The organism is Herbaspirillum sp. BH-1, from assembly GCF_002870055.1.
GTDB classification, from domain to species: domain Bacteria; phylum Pseudomonadota; class Gammaproteobacteria; order Burkholderiales; family Burkholderiaceae_D; genus Herbaspirillum; species Herbaspirillum frisingense.
The window spans coordinates 60,483-77,763 of the sequence record NZ_PKOI01000001.1 but is presented as its reverse complement, the minus strand read 5'-3'; the positions used below and the strand labels follow the sequence as shown (position 1 = coordinate 77,763).

General features: G+C 64.5%; 9 protein-coding genes. 1 reads left to right on the top strand and 8 read right to left on the bottom strand.

Annotated features, from left to right (window positions below):
• Window positions 1-20: 20 nt before the first annotated feature.
• The 5 genes from HBH1_RS00440 to HBH1_RS00420 all read right to left on the bottom strand — a co-directional run bounded on the left by HBH1_RS00440 (window position 21) and on the right by HBH1_RS00420 (window position 6,075).
• Window positions 21-302: a DUF3649 domain-containing protein gene (locus HBH1_RS00440; RefSeq protein WP_102661161.1), complete on the bottom strand. Its 282-nt coding sequence runs from the start codon at window positions 300-302 to the stop codon at window positions 21-23.
• Window positions 299-1,861 (bottom strand): PepSY-associated TM helix domain-containing protein, encoded by a 1,563-nt coding sequence (locus HBH1_RS00435; RefSeq protein ID WP_102661544.1) that lies wholly within the window; start codon window positions 1,859-1,861, stop codon window positions 299-301. The genes HBH1_RS00440 and HBH1_RS00435 overlap by 4 nt, the downstream gene beginning before the upstream one ends.
• A gap of 68 nt (window positions 1,862-1,929) precedes the next feature.
• On the bottom strand, window positions 1,930-4,449 hold the full coding sequence (locus HBH1_RS00430) for a TonB-dependent siderophore receptor (RefSeq protein WP_233207476.1): 2,520 nt from the start codon (window positions 4,447-4,449) through the stop codon (window positions 1,930-1,932).
• 85 nt (window positions 4,450-4,534) lie between these two features.
• Window positions 4,535-5,560: a FecR domain-containing protein gene (locus HBH1_RS00425; protein ID WP_102661160.1), complete on the bottom strand. Its 1,026-nt coding sequence runs from the start codon at window positions 5,558-5,560 to the stop codon at window positions 4,535-4,537.
• Window positions 5,560-6,075, bottom strand: a complete 516-nt coding sequence (locus tag HBH1_RS00420) for a sigma-70 family RNA polymerase sigma factor (protein ID WP_102661159.1) — start codon at window positions 6,073-6,075, stop codon at window positions 5,560-5,562. The genes HBH1_RS00425 and HBH1_RS00420 overlap by 1 nt, the downstream gene beginning before the upstream one ends.
• A 238-nt stretch (window positions 6,076-6,313) precedes the next feature.
• Here HBH1_RS00420 and HBH1_RS00415 point away from each other — a divergent pair, with 238 nt between their 5' ends.
• On the top strand, window positions 6,314-7,675 hold the full coding sequence (locus HBH1_RS00415; protein WP_102661158.1) for a Fic family protein: 1,362 nt from the start codon (window positions 6,314-6,316) through the stop codon (window positions 7,673-7,675).
• A 91-nt stretch (window positions 7,676-7,766) separates the two neighbouring features.
• On the opposite strand, the gene HBH1_RS00410 is transcribed toward HBH1_RS00415, so the two are convergent.
• The 3 genes from HBH1_RS00410 to HBH1_RS00400 are packed head-to-tail and all read right to left on the bottom strand — an operon-like array spanning window position 7,767 to window position 17,145.
• A complete protein-coding gene (locus HBH1_RS00410) occupies window positions 7,767-9,872 on the bottom strand; it encodes a site-2 protease family protein (protein ID WP_102661157.1) in 2,106 nt (701 codons plus the stop codon).
• Entirely contained in the window at window positions 9,869-11,254 is a 1,386-nt protein-coding gene (locus HBH1_RS00405; protein ID WP_102661156.1) for an efflux RND transporter periplasmic adaptor subunit, read from the bottom strand. Before HBH1_RS00405 ends, HBH1_RS00410 begins: the two co-directional genes overlap by 4 nt.
• Window positions 11,239-17,145, bottom strand: a complete 5,907-nt coding sequence (locus HBH1_RS00400) for an Ig-like domain-containing protein (protein WP_102661155.1) — start codon at window positions 17,143-17,145, stop codon at window positions 11,239-11,241. The genes HBH1_RS00405 and HBH1_RS00400 overlap by 16 nt, the downstream gene beginning before the upstream one ends.
• Between the last annotated feature and the right edge of the window lie 136 nt (window positions 17,146-17,281).

The window sequence follows — 17,281 nt, the reverse complement described above, 5'->3', positions numbered from 1 at the left end:
GCGGCGCTCGGCGACTCGCTTCAGTTGACCCAGCCCAGCATGACACCCCACAGGAGCGCGCTGATCAACAGCGCCAGGTGCAAGCGGTGGGTACTGAAAGCCCAGACCACCGCGAGCAGGTAGAACACCACGCTCGACAGGGACCCGGTCAACACGCCCTGCGCGCGCGACCAGCCGCAACACCAGGGCAATCCCCACGACAGGGTCACGGCTGCCAGCGCGGCCCAGGCGTAGCCGCCCAGGGCCGCCACCAGCAGGCGCAGGAGCAACTCGCGACCGCTACGTGAACCGGTGGTCTTCATGCGGTCCGCCCCCGTCCCAACTTCCGCATGGCCAGCAGCGCCATCACGCCAATGACCAGTGCCACCAGTTCGACCCCGGCGCGTTGCCAGTCCCCCGCACGCAGATAGATCAGCAGATGCTGGCCGGTGCTGGCCCAGTTCACCAACGGCAGGCCCATGCACAGCAAGGCGAGTGTGGCGGCCTGCTCGCGCCAGGCGCGCGCTGGCGTGCGCACGGCCGCATGCACCAGGCATGCCAGCCAGAGGATGAAGTAGGCGCGGATTTCCAGATCGGCGCGTTGCGCAAACTGTGCCGCGATCAGGCGGTTGGCATACAGGAAGCCGATGCTGGCCACGCAACTGCCGGCGATGGCCGTGATGTTGAGCACCTCGATGGCGCGATATACCCGGGGTGTGGCAGCGCCGAATTCATGCTGGCTCTTGAGCCGGCGCTTGACGATGAACAGATGCAGGCCGGTCGCGATGACGGAACTGCCGATCAGACCGATCAGGAAATAGAGCCACTTCATGGCCCAGCCGCCAAAGGCGGCCACATGCAATTGCTCCAGCAGCGGATGCACCGCCGCGCTGGTGAAATGCGGTGGCGGACCGGCTCGGGCGAGTTCGACGACGCTCTTGCTGGCCTGCTCGTACACCATCAACGCCGATTGGCGATGGATGCTGCTGCCACCGAGTTCATCGGGGGACCTGCCCATCATGCGCACTACCATGTCGGGCAGGCCAGGGCTTTGAATGAAGATGCGCCGCACCTCGTCACCTGTCAGCGCCAGCGCCTGGCGCCTGAGCTGCGCCATCGCTTCCAGCCCACCGGCGCCTATCGAGGGTAGCAGTAGCGGCGTGGCACGGGCATCGCCATGGAGTTCGGCGATCATCTGCTGGTAGGCAGCGTCACCGGTGCCATAGCTGGCGCGCAGCGGCAAGGGCAGGTAGCTGGAATAGAAGTAGGCCAGGCCGGTGTAGATGATCATGACCACGAAGGGCAGGCTCAGGACGCCGCTGACGTTGTGCGCGTCCAGCCAGGAGCGCTGCCCCTTGCCGGGGCGGAAGGTGAAGAAGTCCTTGAAGATGCGTTTGTGGACCACGATGCCCGATACCAGCGCAGCCAGGCCGGCCATGGCCACCGCCCCGACCAGCCAGAAGCCGGCCATCCCTGCGTGCAGCATGTAATGCAGCAGCATGAAATGACGTCCGCCTTCGGTCCGGCGGCCCCAGGCGCCGGGCAACAGGCTGCCGTCGCCGGGATCGGCTGCGAGCTGGTGGGTACGCCGGTCGGCATCGCGCCAGGACAACTCCACAGCATCGCCGGGCAGCGCCGGCAGTGTCAGGCTCCAGCTCTTGGCCGCTGGCGCCCGGGCATGCAACTGCACCAGCAGCGCATCGAGGGCAGCATCGCTGACCACGTTCGCCACCGGCGTCTCGCCCTGCTCCTGCAGGAGGACCGGGCTGGCCTGCATCCAGCGCGTGACGGGAGCGCGAAACACGCTCAGGGAGCCCGCCACGAAGATGACGAACAGCAGCCAGCCAGCGATCAGGCCACCCCAGAGATGCAGCCAGTCCATGCGCTGCCGGAAGGTTTCGGTGCTCCCCGCAGGGAACGCCTTGTGCGCGCCGGACAAGCCCGTCCCCTTCAGAAACTGCCGCGCAGGCTCAGTGTAAGTGCACGCGGTTCGCCGTAGTAATTGCCACGCGACAGTCCGCCGACCATGCCGTAGTAGCGCTTGTCGAACAGGTTGGTCACGGCCAGGGCAGCGCTCCAGTGCTTGTCGATGCGGTAGGAGGTATTGATATCCCAGACCGCACGACCGCCTTCGCTGGTAGTGGTACTGGGGTCCTCGTCCGAGGCGAAGGCATAGCCGGTCTGCGCCGAGACCGCACCGCCGATGGTCCAGGCATTGAGCTCGCCAGGCAGGCGGTAGTTGGTGGACAGGCGCAGCAGATGGCGCGGGCTTTCACCGCTGATGCTCTTGCCCTCATCGTCACGGGTGACCAGGTAGGTATACCCGGCCGCCACGTTCCAGCCGCGTGCCAGCTCGCCACTGATCTCGGTCTCGAATCCCTTGCTGCGATAGGTGCTGGCATTGAGGTAGCAATCGGTCGAGGCCAGCGAGTTGGGGCAGTTGCCCAGGTTGGCGGTGTCGATGACGGCGATGTTGTTCTTGCGGATGCGGAAGACGGCTGCGGAGAAATTCAGGCGTCCGTCCATGAGTTCGCCCTTGATCCCCAGTTCGGTATTGCTGCCGATGGCAGGCTTGAGGGTGGTGCCGGAGGCGGTCTGGTAGGCAGACTGCGGCTGGAAGGTATCGGTGTAGCTGGCATAGACCGACCACTGGCGATTGAGATCATAGACCACGCCGGCATAGGGCGTGAATTGCCCGACCTGTTTGTAGTCGCTGGTATTGAGGCCGGTCAGGCGGCTCTTTTCCTGGTACTTGAGCCAGCTGAAACGCCCGCCCAGCAGCAGGTGAAAGGGTTCGACCAGTTGCAGGCGGGTGCTGCCATAGACGCCGTAGCGTTCGTCACGTACATCCGAATCCGAACTCCAGGCCGGCGTGGCGGCGGGTTCGGCGATGGCATCGGGATTGGGGTGGTTGATGTCGATGCGGGAATTGGCGCTGATGCTGGCCGTACTGTTGCGATAGCGCATACGCACCGCGCTGGCGCCCACCATCAACTGGTGCGCTCCGCCCAGCAGCCTGAACTGGCCGGTGAGGTTGGCATCGACGCCATCACTGACAATGCCCATCTGCTTGTAGTAGAGACTGTAGAAGCGCGATCCACTCTGCGTGACCGGATCGACCGTACCACGCGGCAGCGCGGCGCGCTGATCCAGGCTGCTCTCGGCATGACTGAAGGTGAGGCGGGTCTTCCAGTCGGCATCGAAGCGGTGCTCAAGATCGGCGAACAGCTCGGTGACGTTAGCGATGTTGCGATTCCACCTCTGTACCAGCGAGGTGGAGCGGGATACATTGAGCGCGCTGCCATCGGCGTAACGGGGCAGGCCGAACAGCCAGTAGCCGTCGATGCGGTTTTCCTGATGCCGTAGGCCTACGCCAAGCCGGGTGTCGCGCGAGAGGTCGGCTTCCAGCATGCCGTACAGGAGCGGTTCGCTGGAATGGGTAACGTCGTAGAAGTAGTTACGGTCCTGGTAGGCAGCCACGACGCGACCGCGCAAGGTTCCCTCGGCATTGATGGGGCCGCCGGCATCGACTTCGGTACGGTAGTTGCCCCAGGAGCCGGCGCTGGCGTTCACGTCGAAGTGCGGTTCGGCGCGCGGGCGCTTGCGCACCAGGTTCACCGCGCCACTGGGATCGGCCGCGCTGACCACCAGTCCCGAGGCGCCCCGCAGGATTTCCACGCGGTCGTAGATCGCGGTGTCGATGGGCAGCCAGCCGGTCGGATCATAGACCGTGCCCGGCACGCCATCCTGCAGGTAATTGCTGTTGTTGATGGCGAAACCGCGAATGACAAAGGTGTGCGAACCGAAATTGCGCTGGGTGCGGGTAAAGCCGGTGGCCTGGGCCAGCACCTGATCCAGCTGCACCAGGTTCTGGTCATCCATCTGCTGGCGCGTCACCACGCTCACCGACTGCGGTGTTTCGCGCAGGGACTGTTCCAGCTTGCCCATGCTCAATGCCCGCGTCGTATAGGAGCCGCTCTGGTCGGTGATGGCGCTGCGCTGGCTCTCGGCGCTGATGGTGACGGCCGGTAGTGCCTGCCCCGATTCAGGAGCGACGCTGGCGGCCTTGCGCAAGGCATAGCCGCCCTCGGTGCCACGCACCGCGACCAGCCCCTGGCCCTTGAGAATTTCAGCGAAGCCCTGTTCGATACTGTAGCTGCCCTGCAACCCCGGACTGCGGCGACCTTCGGTGAGCGCGCCGTCCACCGCCAGCTCGACGCCGGCCAGCGCTGCAAAGCGGTTCAAGGTCTGGTCCAGCGAGGCCGGCGGCAACTGCACCTTGACCTGGGTCGGCGCGACCGCCTGCGCGTGCAGTTCGCCGCAGGTGGCCGCCAGGGCCGCGGCCAGGCTCATGGAGACCAGCGCGCGTACCGTGGTGCTGGCAGTGCCAGGCCCCATGCCGATGGACGAAGTGTTGGGCTTGCCTTGCCTGCCGTGCTGCCGTCGTACGGACTTGACTCCCTTGATCATGCTTTTCCAGCCTTTCGATTGAGGTGTTTTCGGGTATGTCTTCCTATTCCGTGGCAGGAAGCGAAAACCTCAATCGACGGCGCAATTATTTTTTTTCAGGGGTGGGGACGACGCTGACCCAGTAACGGGTGCGGTACTGCAATTGCACCGGCAGTCCCAGCGTGAGGCTGGACAAGGCACGGTCGGTATCGCTGACAGAAAACACGCCGCTGACCCTGAGGGCCGCCAGTTCCGGCGCGCAGCGCAGCACACCGTGGCGGTAGCGGCCCAGTTCGGCAAGCAGTTCGGCCAGGGGCATCTGTTCCGCCTGCAACAGGCCGCGTACCCAGTTGCCGGCATTGCCGTCCAGCGGCGCTGCGGTTCCGAGGGCCTGCGAGGAGAACTCGGCCTGCTGGCCGGCATCCACGCGCAAGGCGGTGACACCGTCGGTGTCGGCGGCCCGGCGCGTGCGCACTTCCACCGCTCCCTCGAACACGGCCACGCTGGAGCCGTGCTCATACTGACGCACCGCGAAACGGGTTCCCAGCGGCGTGAGCTCGCCATCGCGGGTGAGCACGGTAAAGGGTCGGGATGGCAGCCTGTCTTCATGGCCGGTAGTGACCATGATTTCGCCGAAATGCAGGATCACCCGCCGCGCAGTGGCCGTGTAGAGGACGTCCACCGCGCTATTGGTATTGAGCACCAGCTGCGTGCCATCCGGCAGCAGGACCGTGCGCACCTGCCCCACCGCGCTGGCGTAATCGGCCGATACGGCCTGCCAGGTCTGGCTGTGCCGGAGGACGGCGGCCAGGCCGCCGGTCAACAGCACGGCGCCGAGGATTTTCAGGTTCTTGCGGCGCATCCGCTGCATCTGCTCGGGTGCCGCTTTCAAGGCCTGGCCGGCTGCCGCGTCGGGCAAGGTGCTGAAGCGCTGGCCGACCGCCTGCATCCGCTGCCATGCCAGTTCGTGTTCCTGGCGCTGGCTACGCCAGTGGCTGCAGGCGGCGGCGTCATCGGCGGTGGCCTGGTCAGACCAGAGCCGCGCCATCCACTGGGCGGCTGCGCGCACGACTTCGGGATCGGGCTGGAGCGCGGCCTCGTCCTCCAGATGCCGGGCGGATTCCGGCCGCATCAGGCGGCACTGCCGTGAAGGCTGGTGTAGCAGGCCACGAGTGCCGCCGCGATGTACTTTTCCACCGAGGATACCGACACCGCCAGCACCTGTGCCACCTCACGGTAGCTCAAGCCATCGACCTTGCACAACAGGAAGGCCTGGCGTGCCTTGGGTGCCATGGCATGGAGGATGCGATCCAGCTCGACCAGGGCCTCGATGGCCAGCATGCGGGTTTCTTCGCAAGGCACCTGCCCTGCGGGCAAGTTGCCCAGGGCGTCAAGATAGGCTGCCTCGATGCTGCGGCGACGGAACAGGTCAATCATCAGGCCGTTGGCGATCTGCACCAGGTAGCGACGCGCATCGCCGGCATCCGGTTCGGTTTCACGCCGGAGGATACGCAGGTAGGTGTCGTGCGCCAAATCAGCCGCATCCCAGGCGTTGCCGAGGCGGCTACGCAGCCAGGCTTGCAGCCAGGCGCAATGTTCCGTGTAGAGCCGCTCGATCGGCTGGCCCGAATGATGGAGTGTGGACATGGAATCGCGACGGCTGAGGCAGGCGACAGGCTATATTGATAATGCTTCTCATTATAGTTGCAAAAGGTGAAGAAATGACATTGGTATTAAGCCCCGGAATCGCGCCATTTATCGGCTAAAAATGGCGCGATTCGGGCAGGAATGTGGCGCGATAAAGGCGCAAATATGGCGCGATTCCACAAATCGCGCCATAATCGCGCCATCTCTCCTCAACTCTGCCCCATGGCGGCCCTCCCCGATGTCTTCCTCGACCGATTTGTTGAGCAGTATCCAGAGTGCGCACGACGGATTGACGCTGGCTGCCATTCTGGGGCAACACCCCGACATCGCGCGGCGAACAGCGCAGCGGCGCCTTGCCGAGCTGGTCGAGGCCGGCCAGATCGTGGCTCGCGGCGAAGGCCGGGCGCGTCGCTATGTCAGCGCCGGCGCGTCGGGCGAGGCCGAGGTTCTTCCTGGCAGCGAGGATGTCTTTCCCGGCTTCATCCCGCTCTCTGCGGACAGCCAGGACATCCTGGCTTATATCAATCAGCCTGTGCAGGCACGCAAGCCGGTGGGCTACCAGCACGATTTTCTGGAGGCCTATCGCCCCAATGAGACCTGGTACCTGTCGGAGTCGCTGCGCCGCCAACTGCACAAGATGGGCCAGACCAAGGACGTCGACGCGCCGGCCGGCACCTACAGTCGGGCAATCCTGAACCGCTTGCTGATCGATCTGTCATGGGCATCGAGTCATCTGGAAGGCAATACCTACTCGCGCCTCGATACGCGCGAGCTCATCGAACATGGCAAGGCTGCGCGTGGCAAGGGGGCCGTCGAGACCCAGATGATCCTGAACCACAAGACGGCCATCGAATTCCTGGTCGAGAACATCGACAGCGCGGGGCTGAATCGCTACACCCTGTTCAACCTGCACAGCGCCTTGGCGGAAAACCTCTTGCCCAACCCGGCCGATGAAGGGCGCATCCGCCAGCATGCCGTCGACATTGGCAAGAGCGTCTATCGCCCGCTATCCACGCCGCAGCAGATCGAAGCCACGCTGGACATCTTGCTGCTGAAGGCGGACCAGATCACGGACGCGTTCGAACAGTCCTTTTTCATGATGGTGCAACTGCCCTACCTGCAGCCGTTCGCGGACATCAACAAGCGTACCTCCCGGCTGGCGGCCAACCTGCCGCTGTTCCGCGCCAATCTATGCCCGCTGACCTTCCTGGATGTCCCCGAGCAGGCATATAGCCGTGCCACGCTTGGGGTGTACGAAATGACCCGGGTGGAGTTGCTGCGCGACCTCTATGCCTGGGCCTATGAACGCTCGACGCAGGAATACCTGGCCATCAGGCAGGATCTGGCGGAGCCCGATCCCCTGCGGCTGACCTGGCGCGACCTGATCAGGCAGACCCTACGCGAGATCGTCACCCATCCAGGGATTGAACCGCTCGCCAGCATTCAGCAGGCGGTAGCACAGCAGGTGCCTGGCCATGAACAAGCCCAGGTGCAAGCGCTGATCATCGACGAGCTCAAGCGCTTGCATGAAGGCGTGCTGGCGCGTTATGGTTTGCGGCCCTCCGAGTTCGTTGAATGGAAAAAGGCGCAGCGGCAATGAAGGCAACAACTAGCAAAGCCTCGCCCTCCCCCGTTCATTTCATCGACGAGCGGACTTGTCGTCCACTGAGTCACTGAGGTAGCGCGCCAGATCAGAACCCCGCCTCCCGCCGCATGACCGCCAATGCGCCGCGCAGATAGCGCCAGCCTGGCACGGTCCATTTTCCGGAAATGACGGCTGTGCCGCGCCAGGTATGCTGCGCAACCGAACCCCTGGTCGACAGGGCCTTGAGCGTGACGCGATAGAGCGGACGTTCCGGATAGAACTGTCCATTCTTCTCCCGCGCCACGATACCGCCGCCAAACAGGTTCGCCAGTTCCGGCTCGGGCAAGGTGCGGCTGGCGTCGCGGTCGATGGCGGCGACCTCAAGCGGGATGACGGGGCCTTCCGGTGTGTCGGCATAGAATTTCGCGCCATCACCGACTGACACCAGATTGACTTCGTCTTCACTGAGGTAAGCGACCACCATCACCTCATGATCGGCAATCAGACGAGCCAGTGGCTCCTGCTTGCTGAGCCAGGCGCCCGGCTGCAGATCCGGCGCCACATCGCGCAAGACGCCAGCAAATGGCGCGACCGGTTCATAACGGATGGCGTCGGCGTGGATGGCAGCGACTTCGGCTTCGGCAGCGCTGAGCTGCTCCTGCGCGACTTGCCATTGCGCCCGCTGTTCGCTGTCGAACGGGGCCGCAGTGGTTTGCCAGCGCAGGCGTTCGAGGCGGGCCATGGCACTCTGCATGCGGCCGGTGAGATCGGGCGAGGCGAGTTTCAACAAGACTGCGCCCGCTTCCACACGCTGCCCTTCCGCCACCAGCAGGGAAACGACCTGGGCATGCGGCGGGGCATAGACGACAAATTGCTCGGCGGGCCGCAGCAATGCACTGGTGCCAAGATGCGTGGGCCAGGGAATCACCAGCAACAACAGCAATACCAGGGCGATTGCGCCACTGCGCCGGGCACGGGGCTGGCGCCTTATCACGGGCCACATGCGCCCCCAGACCTGCAGCTCGCGATAGAACGGCAACAGTACGAACCAGATCATTTCGATCGCAAACAACAGAATGCCGACGGCCTTGATGAAGAAGGCGTAGACCAGTGCCGCGATGCCAAGAAACACCGTCAGCCGGTAGATCCAGGTGCCGTAGGCAAACAGGATCAGACCGATGCGGCGGGCAGGCGGGAAATGTTCCGGTGCTGGCGCCCCCAGGGCAAACAAGCGCTCGCGCATGTCCCAGCGTGCCAGCGCAAAGGCGCGGGAATGCAGGTTGGGCATCTCCAGCCAATCGGACAAGAGGAAATAGCCATCGAAGCGCATGAAGGGGCTGGCATTGATCGCCACGGTAGCGATCCATGTCGTCGTGGCCAGCAGGAAGGCCAGCGACTTGGGCGTGCCTTCCGGCAAGACTGCCCAGGCGGCGGTAGCCCAGGCGGCAACGATGAGTTCGGTCAGCACACCGGCGCCGACGACGGCCAGCCGCTGGCGGCGTTCGGTCAGTTTCCAGACTTCATTGGTATCGGTGTAGGCGACCGGCCACAGCACCAGAAAGGCCACGCCCATGGTCGGCACCTTGCAGCCGAGGCGCTTGGCGGTCAAGGCATGTCCCAGCTCATGCAGCACCTTGACGGCGATGAGCGTGACGCCATAACTGGCCAGGCCCGACAATGACAGGGTGTCCACCAGGGTGGCCGTGAACTGCTCCCATTGGCGATAGACCTCGATCAATCCCCATCCCAGGGCAGCCAGGGTCAGGTAAAGAAACTGTCTGGAAAAAAAGAAGCCCAGACGCGGCGCCCAGCGGCCCAGCCAGGCGTCCGGCCTGACCAGCGGGACGCGAAAGAACAGGTAGTTGTGCAACAGCCATTGCGCCCGGCCACCCCGACGCTGCTGCAGGCGGGCCGCAAAGTCGGCAGCGGCGCCAGGCTGCGGACGCAGCAGCTGGTTGTCGCGCAGGAAGACCACGACCTCTTCGACATCCGCACTCTGCAACTGCAAGGTGGTTTCAACACTGACCGCGGCGGCGATGGCAGCCGGGTCACCGAGGTGCCAGCGGCTCAATACTTCGAAGCTTGGCCAGTCGATCTGGAAAAACTGGTTACGCACCGGGTCGTGCAGCGTGTGGCTGGGCTGGCCGTCCGACAGGACCGGCCCGGGCAGCAGCGCCAGTTCCTCACGCAAGGACGGCAAGACTTTCTTCATAGGCCGAGATGCTGGCGGATGGTCGCCAAGGGGCGGCGCAGCATCCAGTACACCAGCGGCACCCAGCCGCCGGAGAGCTTGGCGGTCCCCTTCAGGCCGACACGCTCATCGGCCTGGCCGTCGAGTCGCGCGCGGACACGGTAGGCATAGCTGCCATCGGGACGCGGGACGGCATCGTGCGCCACATAACGCACTTGCGCGGACAGAGCGGAAAGGGGTGCGGAGGCCAGATAGAGGCTGAGCCTGGCCTGCTCCGGCAGAGGGATGGCATCTCCGATCGGCAGCCAGGCTTCGATTTCGACGTCATCCGGGGCGGCGATGCGCATGATGCGTTCACCCGTCTGCACCGGTTTGCCTATCCATTCGCTGGGGTCATCGAACAGCGCAATTCCGGCTTGCGGCGCGGTGACGCGCGAACGGTTGAACTGCTCGCGCGCATACTGCGCTTCGGCGCGTTTCTCTTCGATCTTGCCGCTCAAGACCGTCAGCTGCGTCTTGGAACGCGGGTCGGACAAGGCTTGCTGGGCATACTGGCGATACTCGGCCTGTGCCGTGGCAAGGGCCTGATCGGCGACTTCCAGACGCGCAGCAATCGGTGCCTCATCGAAACTGAACAAGGCTTGTCCTGTCGTGACCGTCTGATTCGGCTGGACCTGGAATTGCGCAACGACGCCATCGACCGGTGCCCGGATGACCGCCGGATTGGCCGGCACCAGTTCGCCCGGCGCCAATACCGAAAGCCGCACCGGGCAGAGCAGGACGGCCGCGGCCAGCACGGTGAAGATGACGCGGCGCTGCTTCCACCACGGCCTGCCAGGCTGCGATGTCAGCAGGCCGGCCACTGCGTGACGCAGACGCCGCCATGACCAGGCGGCCGGTCTGGCCTGCTTTGCCCAGGCGAAGTGCCAGGTGTCGATCCACTCCTTCATCAGCGCAATGGCGTCTTCAGACCAGGAACGATCCGCTGCCAGCAACACGCCGCCGCTGTCGTCCTCTTCACCGCGCCGGGCAAAAGGCAGCCAGAGGCCAAAAGGTGGCAACCACTCGCTCCATTCGCCCGCCAGCAGCCCGGGCAGATCATGCGCACCGACCGCTGTGGGCCGGGGATGCGTGGCACGCAGATGGCGGCAGGCCTGGTCCAGCCATTGGGCATAGGGCGCGTTGGTTTCGGGCTCGACTACCCCGGACAAGGCTTCAAGGCCGCAGTCGTTGAACCACAATGCGCCCTGGCGATAAGCAAACAGCGCATGGCTGTCATTGACCACCAGGAAGGCAAGTTCTTCCGCGCTACGGGCGGCGCGCGCGCGACGCGACAGCTCCAGCAACAGGAGCAGGGGATGCTGGGTCTGCGCTTGCGCGTTGGCGTTCAGGAATTCGGCCATTGCAATGCGTTGGCCAGTTGAGCCAATGGCCCAAGTGCACTGGCCTGGCTACGCTGCTGTGCCGCCAGGTGGAGTTGCTCGCTCAAGCCTGTGCGTCCCTGATGCTCGGTGTGCGGATGCGATTGCGCCAGCCGGTCGCTCACGCGGATACGGAAGATCGTCGTGACTTCCTGGCCACGGGCGTCTCGTGCGGTGACCTTGACTGCGATGTCGCCGTTCATGCCGCCAGGCGCATCGATGATGAACTTGCCGTTCCTGGCGTCGAAACGCACCCAGTTCGGCAAGGGCCGGCCGTCAGGCTGACGTGCAGAGAGCTGGATCGCTGCATTCGGGTCGGTATGCGCAAACGCATCGGGGGGAATGCTGAATTCGGTGTGTCCCGACGCTTGCAGGGCCTGGTCGCCAATGCCGCGGTTCAGCACCAGGCCGTCCGCATTCGCGGATGCCGGCAGCACGACGACATGGAAGCCGCTGCCCTGCGTCAGGCTGGTCTGGCTGAAGCGATCGCCATTGCCCTGTCCATCGAAGGCAGCGGTACTGCGCGCCAGCGAGAACAAGGAGGCCGAAATCAGACCCGTCCCGTTCGACATTGAGGCGTTCCACAGAGTGGACTCCAGGGCGGGAGGCGCAAAGGGGGTGATGACAGGTGCAAGTGGCGAGGCTTCGCCGGTAGATACGCTCGCGACAGCGGCCGCGCCGCTCACCGGGGGCGCCGGATTGACGGAGGTGAGAACCGGCCGCGGAGGGGGTACCTGGACGGCCGGGTTGCCCGGCGTAGGGGACTGCGGCGACGCTGGCGACTCCGGCGCCGCCAGCGCCAGGACGCCGCTGGCACTGTTGATGTTGCCGACCGCATCGGTCACCGTCGCCGTGACGTTATAGGTCTGACCCAGGACAAGCTGCCCGAGGCTGCCGCTGGCCGGACTGGCCGATGCCAGATCGAGACTCCAGTGACCGCCGCTGGGGATGACATGGTAGGTGGCACCACCGACGGTAATGGTCAAGCTCCCGCCGGCTTCCAGCGTGGCGTCGCCACTCAGTACCGGCGCCTGGCTGCTGGTACTGACGGATTCGACGGTGGGTGCCGCCGGCGGCGTGGTGTCGATGACAATGGCCTTGTTGGCGCCGAGCGAACCACTTGCGCCCGGCGCGAGCAGCGTGATCAGGGCGTCCGGATGCCCGCCGCTGCCGGACTTGATGGTGCCGCCATTGAGGGCCAGCGCCGCGGTGCTGCTGTAATCGAGGTCGACGGTATTCTGGCCTGCGCCGACGATGTAGGTGAAGACCAGGGTCGTGCCGCCTGACCCGCTGGTGTAGCTGGCGCTGCCTCCGCTGTTGAGCGCAAGGCTGGGCGTACCGCCCGTCGTATCCACGGTGACGGCGTGGTTGAATGTCACGGTGACGCTGACGGTGTCGCCTGCCTTGTAGCCGCCATCGACCGTACTGGCGCTGACGTCGACGATGCGCGGCACCGTGCCGTCGACATTCACCGAGGCAGTGCTGCCGACACTGTTCATGGTCAGAGTCGCGTCGTTGCCCGCGGCATCCCTCATGCTGCCGCCGCTGGTGTTCAAGGCGCCAACGGTGATGCCATTGAAATCCTGATCGCCATCGGCAATGACGTAGCGGAATACCAGATCGCTGGTTCCCGAACCGGACTGATAGGTCGCGTAGACGGTGGTGGCCCCGATGACCAGGGCGATGCGTGGCGTGCCACCGGTGGTATCGATGGTCACCGCTTCGGAGAAGTGGACGGTGAAGTCCAGGTTCTGGTTGGTGTAGTAGAAGCCGTTGGCGGGGACGGAAACCGAATTGACATCGGGCGCTGTCGTATCGAGCACATACGCCTGCGAATGCACGGCACCGATATTGCCGGCCGCATCGACGACCCGCACCTTGAGCGTATCGCTACCGCTCAGCGTGGTGTTGTACGACCACGTATTGCTACCTGCGGACGCGGTGGCGACTTGCCAGGTTGCGCCATTGTCGAGCGATATCTGAACGATCTCGTCACTCCCCAGGTTGGCGCTCAAGGTGCCGGAGATGGTCTGGGCAGCGGTCCGGGTGACGAAGTCACTGGCCGAAGATCCGGTATCGGAAGACAGGCCCACAGTGGCAACCGTCTGGATCGGTGCGCTCGTATCGATGGTGACGCTCAGGCCGGACGAAACGGTGCTGCTGTTTCCCGCCGCATCAGTGGCTCTGGCAGTGATCGTATGTGCGCCTTCGCTGAGGGCCGCACTGGTGATCGACCAGTTCCCCCCGGTAGCGATGGCCGTCCCCAGTACGGTCGTGCCGTCGGTGTCGTACAGCGTGACGGTGGAGCCACTCTCCGCAGTTCCGGTGAACACGGGCGCGGTATTGCTGGTGATGTTGTCGGTACTGGAACTGCCGCTATCGGTGCCGGCGCTCATGTCGGGCGTGGACGGCGCTGCCGGTGCCAGGGTATCGAACGTCAGCGATGGACTCAGGCCGCCGCCACCGCTGTTGCCCGCGGCATCGGTATAACTGCCGCCAGTCACCGAAATGCTTGCCGTGCCGGAATTCACGCCGGCGGTCGGGGTGAAGATTGCAGTGCGCGTCAGGCCGGAACCGGAGATAGCGCTCAGGGTGCCACCACTGACCACGACGTCGCCGGAGGATCCGCTCCAGGTAAAGGTGGCGCCAGGGTCCTCGCTGAAGGTGAACGTGATGGTCGCGGTGTCGCCCGCCTTCAGGCTGGCGACATTGCTGCTGATGGAAAGGGTAGGCGCGGTCGTGTCGATGACGACGTTCAGGCCGGAAGACGCGGCACTGGTGTTCCCGGCGGCATCGGTGGCCCTGGCCGTGATCGTGTGTGCGCCTGCGCTCAGGGCGGAACTGGTGATGGACCAGCTGCCTCCGGTGGCCGTGGTCGTGCCCAGCACGGTGGTGCCATCGGTATCGTAGAGCGTGACCGTGGTACCGCTTTCGGCCGTGCCGGTGAAGACCGGCGTGGTATTCCGGGTGATGTTGTCGGTGCTGGAGATGCCGGTGTCGGTGGCGGCGGTCATGTCCGGCGTGGAGGGCGCAGCCGGCGCTGTATGGTCCAGCGTGTAGCTGGCGCCGCTGGTGTAGCCGCCGACGATGTCGACACTGCCACCATTACGGATACCGGTCCCGCTGCCGTTGAGGTCCAGGCGCAATGTGCCGTCACCGGTCAGCGCATTGACCATGACGGTATAGGTCGTGCCGCTGCCCGTGACACTGGCAATGCTCCCGCCTGCCGTGCCGCTCGCGCTCAAGGTGAAATCACCGGCATCCACGCCGGTGACGGCTTCACTGAAGGTGACGGTGTAGCTGATGGAGGCGGCTGCATTGCCCACGGTGGACGAGGCGCCGCCACTACGCACGATGGAACTTATGCTGGGGGCATCCACCACCGTGAGGGTGAAAGCCTGGTTGGCCACATTGCCGGCGGCATCGGTGGCAGCGACGTAAAGCTTGTAGGTTCCCGCGCTCAGCGAGGCGCCGCCCACCTGCAAGGTATTGCCGGAAATGCTGAAACTGCCGTTGTTGGCATCATTGGTGCCGTTGCCTGCGACCAGACTGTAGGTCACCGCCAGTGCATCGGTGGACGAGAGGGTCGCAATGGCCGAGCCGCTGCCCGCGCTCAGGCTGGAGATGGTGCTGGAGCTCAAGCCCAGGCCGGTCGGTGCGGTGGTGTCGATGGTGACCACCAGCGGGGACGATGCCGCCGAGGTATTGCCGGCAGCGTCCGTGGCCTTGGCTGTCAGGCTATGGCTGCCAGCGGCGAGCGCCGATGCGGTGATCGACCAGACGCCACCGGTGGCCGTTGTCGTGCCGAGCACGGTGGTGCCGTCGCTATCGTAGAGCGTGACCGTGGCACCGCTTTCGGCCGTGCCGGTGAAGACCGGCGTCGTGTTTTTGGTGATGTTGTCGGTGCTGGAGGCCCCCGTGTCGGTGCCGCTGGTCATGTCCGGTGCCGAGGGTGCGGCCGGTGCGGTGGTGTCCAGCGTGTAGCCCTGGCTGGTCACCGTACCATCGTTGCCGGCGGCGTCCGTCACCCTGAGCTTGAGGGTGTTGCTGCCCATTAGCGTCACGCCGTTCCAGGTCAGCGTCGTACCGGAGACCTTGCTGGTGATATCGACCCAGGTGCTGCCGTTGTCGAGCGACCCATACACCTGCTCGCCACCGGTCAGGCCTGCGCTCAATGTGCCGGTAATGGTCTGGGCGGCGGTATTGGTGACGAAGTCGGTGCTGCTTGAACCGGTGTCCGGATTCAAGGCCAGACCGCCGATGGTGGTGGTGGGCCGCTGATTGTCTACCGTGGCGTTGGTCGTATCGCTGGTGGTCGTGGTGGCGCCATTGTCGGCCGTCACCGAGACGTTGATGCCGGTAGCTTCGATGGAGCCGGCAGTGATGACATAGCTGGCGGTCCAGATTCCGCTGCCGGGGCTGGTTTCAGTGGCCGTGACCGCGTTGCCGCCGCCAAACTGGCTGAAATCCATCTTCACGCCGACGATGCCGGTGTTGTTGTCGCCGCTGGCGGTGTTGTTCCATTGTGCGGTGACGGTATCGCCGATCCTGTAGACGCCACCTGGGCCGGAGCCCGTGGAGGAAATGGAAATCCTGGCATCGGTCACCGTCGGCAGATCGACGATATTGGTCAAGGCGATATCGTCGATCTCCATATAGGAGGCACCCGATTGCGGCGTGATCTTGAACCAGGTGATGCCCTTGAAGTCGTCCGTGCCGGGCAAGATGACCTGAAAGGAATTGACACCCGAAGGAAGAAGATTGCTGACGTAGGAACCACCCTTGTTCGTGGTGATGACGAAACGGTCATCATTGGATCCCTGGTTGCTCAGGTAGAGCGAATTGAGCGTAAATGCCTTGCCGTTCTGAATGGTCATGGTGGCCGAGGCATCAATGTCATCCACGCCGAAATAGACATCCTCGGCACCATGGTATGAGGCGCCGTAATTGCTGCCCAGCTGCACGTGGTCCGCGCCGCCGCCTGCCGTCTGGGCGGTAAAGGTGAAGGTCACCCCTGTGCTGGCTTCCGTAAAGGACATGGCCGTCGAGCCCACGTTGGAAAAGAATCCGGTTCCGCTCTCGAAGGTCAGGGTGGCATTGGCCAGCACCGAGTGATAGTTGAGGACGACCTCGTCGGTGACGGCGATCCTGGTTTCGATGGCGCCCACATTCTTTTCCAGCACCCAGTCGCCGCCCATCGACTGCGTGCCGGTCGGATCGTCCGAGGCGGCGACATCGGCGCCGGTGGCCGCAGCCAGCCCGGCGATCAGGTGTTGCCCACTGTCGCTGGCCGCCACGTCGCAACCGTAGATCAACAAGTCACCACCGGCCTTGAGTGCGTGACCGAGCTGCGCGAGTTCGGCCTGTACGCTGGTGTCACCGAGGGTGGCGGCCGAGAGCGTGTCGGACCCGAGATAGACCTTGCCGGCCGCGCCGTGGGAAAGGATGTGCACCGCGTCGTAGCCCTCATGCGAGGCTGCCCACGCAGCGATCTGCGCCAGCCCGCTGCGGCTGCCATCGATCTCGACGATCTCGACACCGGCGCGGATGCCGGCTTCCAGCATCTTGTAGTTGTCTACCGACGTATCGACGAAGGCGACTTCCTTTTTGCCATCGTTGCGAGCCGGGTCGACTTCCCGCACCTGATGCACGGAAGCGGCAGCTTCGGCCACCATCGCGGCAGCATGGGGGTCGGGCTGGGCATGGGCGGCATCAGCCGCCGTGGCCACGGCAGCGCCGTCGAACATGAAGCGCTGCTCCAGCGACAGCAGGCGCGAAGCGCGGCGCAGGGTCGGTCGTGATGGCGCCGATGGCGCGATGTCCGAAGCCCGCAGTTGGTGCATCAAGCGAAAGGGAAAATGGATGTCGTTCATGATGTACCCCCTGAAGTGCTACCGGCTCTGCGGCCTTCATGTATGAAAAGATAGGCGTCTGCTCAAGCGGTCATGGAAAAGGACTGACCACCGGATCTCCGCGCCTGCCGACGGAATATCCGGGGCGCAACGCAGG

Excerpts from the sequence above, each read along its gene's own strand:
- HBH1_RS00440 (WP_102661161.1), bottom strand. The coding sequence starts at position 302 with ATGAAGACCACCGGTTCACGTAGCGGTCGCGAGTTGCTCCTGCGCCTG.
- HBH1_RS00435 (WP_102661544.1), bottom strand. The coding sequence starts at position 1,861 with ATGGACTGGCTGCATCTCTGGGGTGGCCTGATCGCTGGCTGGCTGCTG.
- HBH1_RS00430 (WP_233207476.1), bottom strand. The coding sequence starts at position 4,449 with ATGATCAAGGGAGTCAAGTCCGTACGACGGCAGCACGGCAGGCAAGGC.
- HBH1_RS00425 (WP_102661160.1), bottom strand. The coding sequence starts at position 5,560 with ATGCGGCCGGAATCCGCCCGGCATCTGGAGGACGAGGCCGCGCTCCAG.
- HBH1_RS00420 (WP_102661159.1), bottom strand. The coding sequence starts at position 6,075 with ATGTCCACACTCCATCATTCGGGCCAGCCGATCGAGCGGCTCTACACG.
- HBH1_RS00415 (WP_102661158.1), top strand. The coding sequence starts at position 6,314 with ATGTCTTCCTCGACCGATTTGTTGAGCAGTATCCAGAGTGCGCACGAC.
- HBH1_RS00410 (WP_102661157.1), bottom strand. The coding sequence starts at position 9,872 with ATGAAGAAAGTCTTGCCGTCCTTGCGTGAGGAACTGGCGCTGCTGCCC.
- HBH1_RS00405 (WP_102661156.1), bottom strand. The coding sequence starts at position 11,254 with ATGGCCGAATTCCTGAACGCCAACGCGCAAGCGCAGACCCAGCATCCC.
- HBH1_RS00400 (WP_102661155.1), bottom strand. The coding sequence starts at position 17,145 with ATGAACGACATCCATTTTCCCTTTCGCTTGATGCACCAACTGCGGGCT.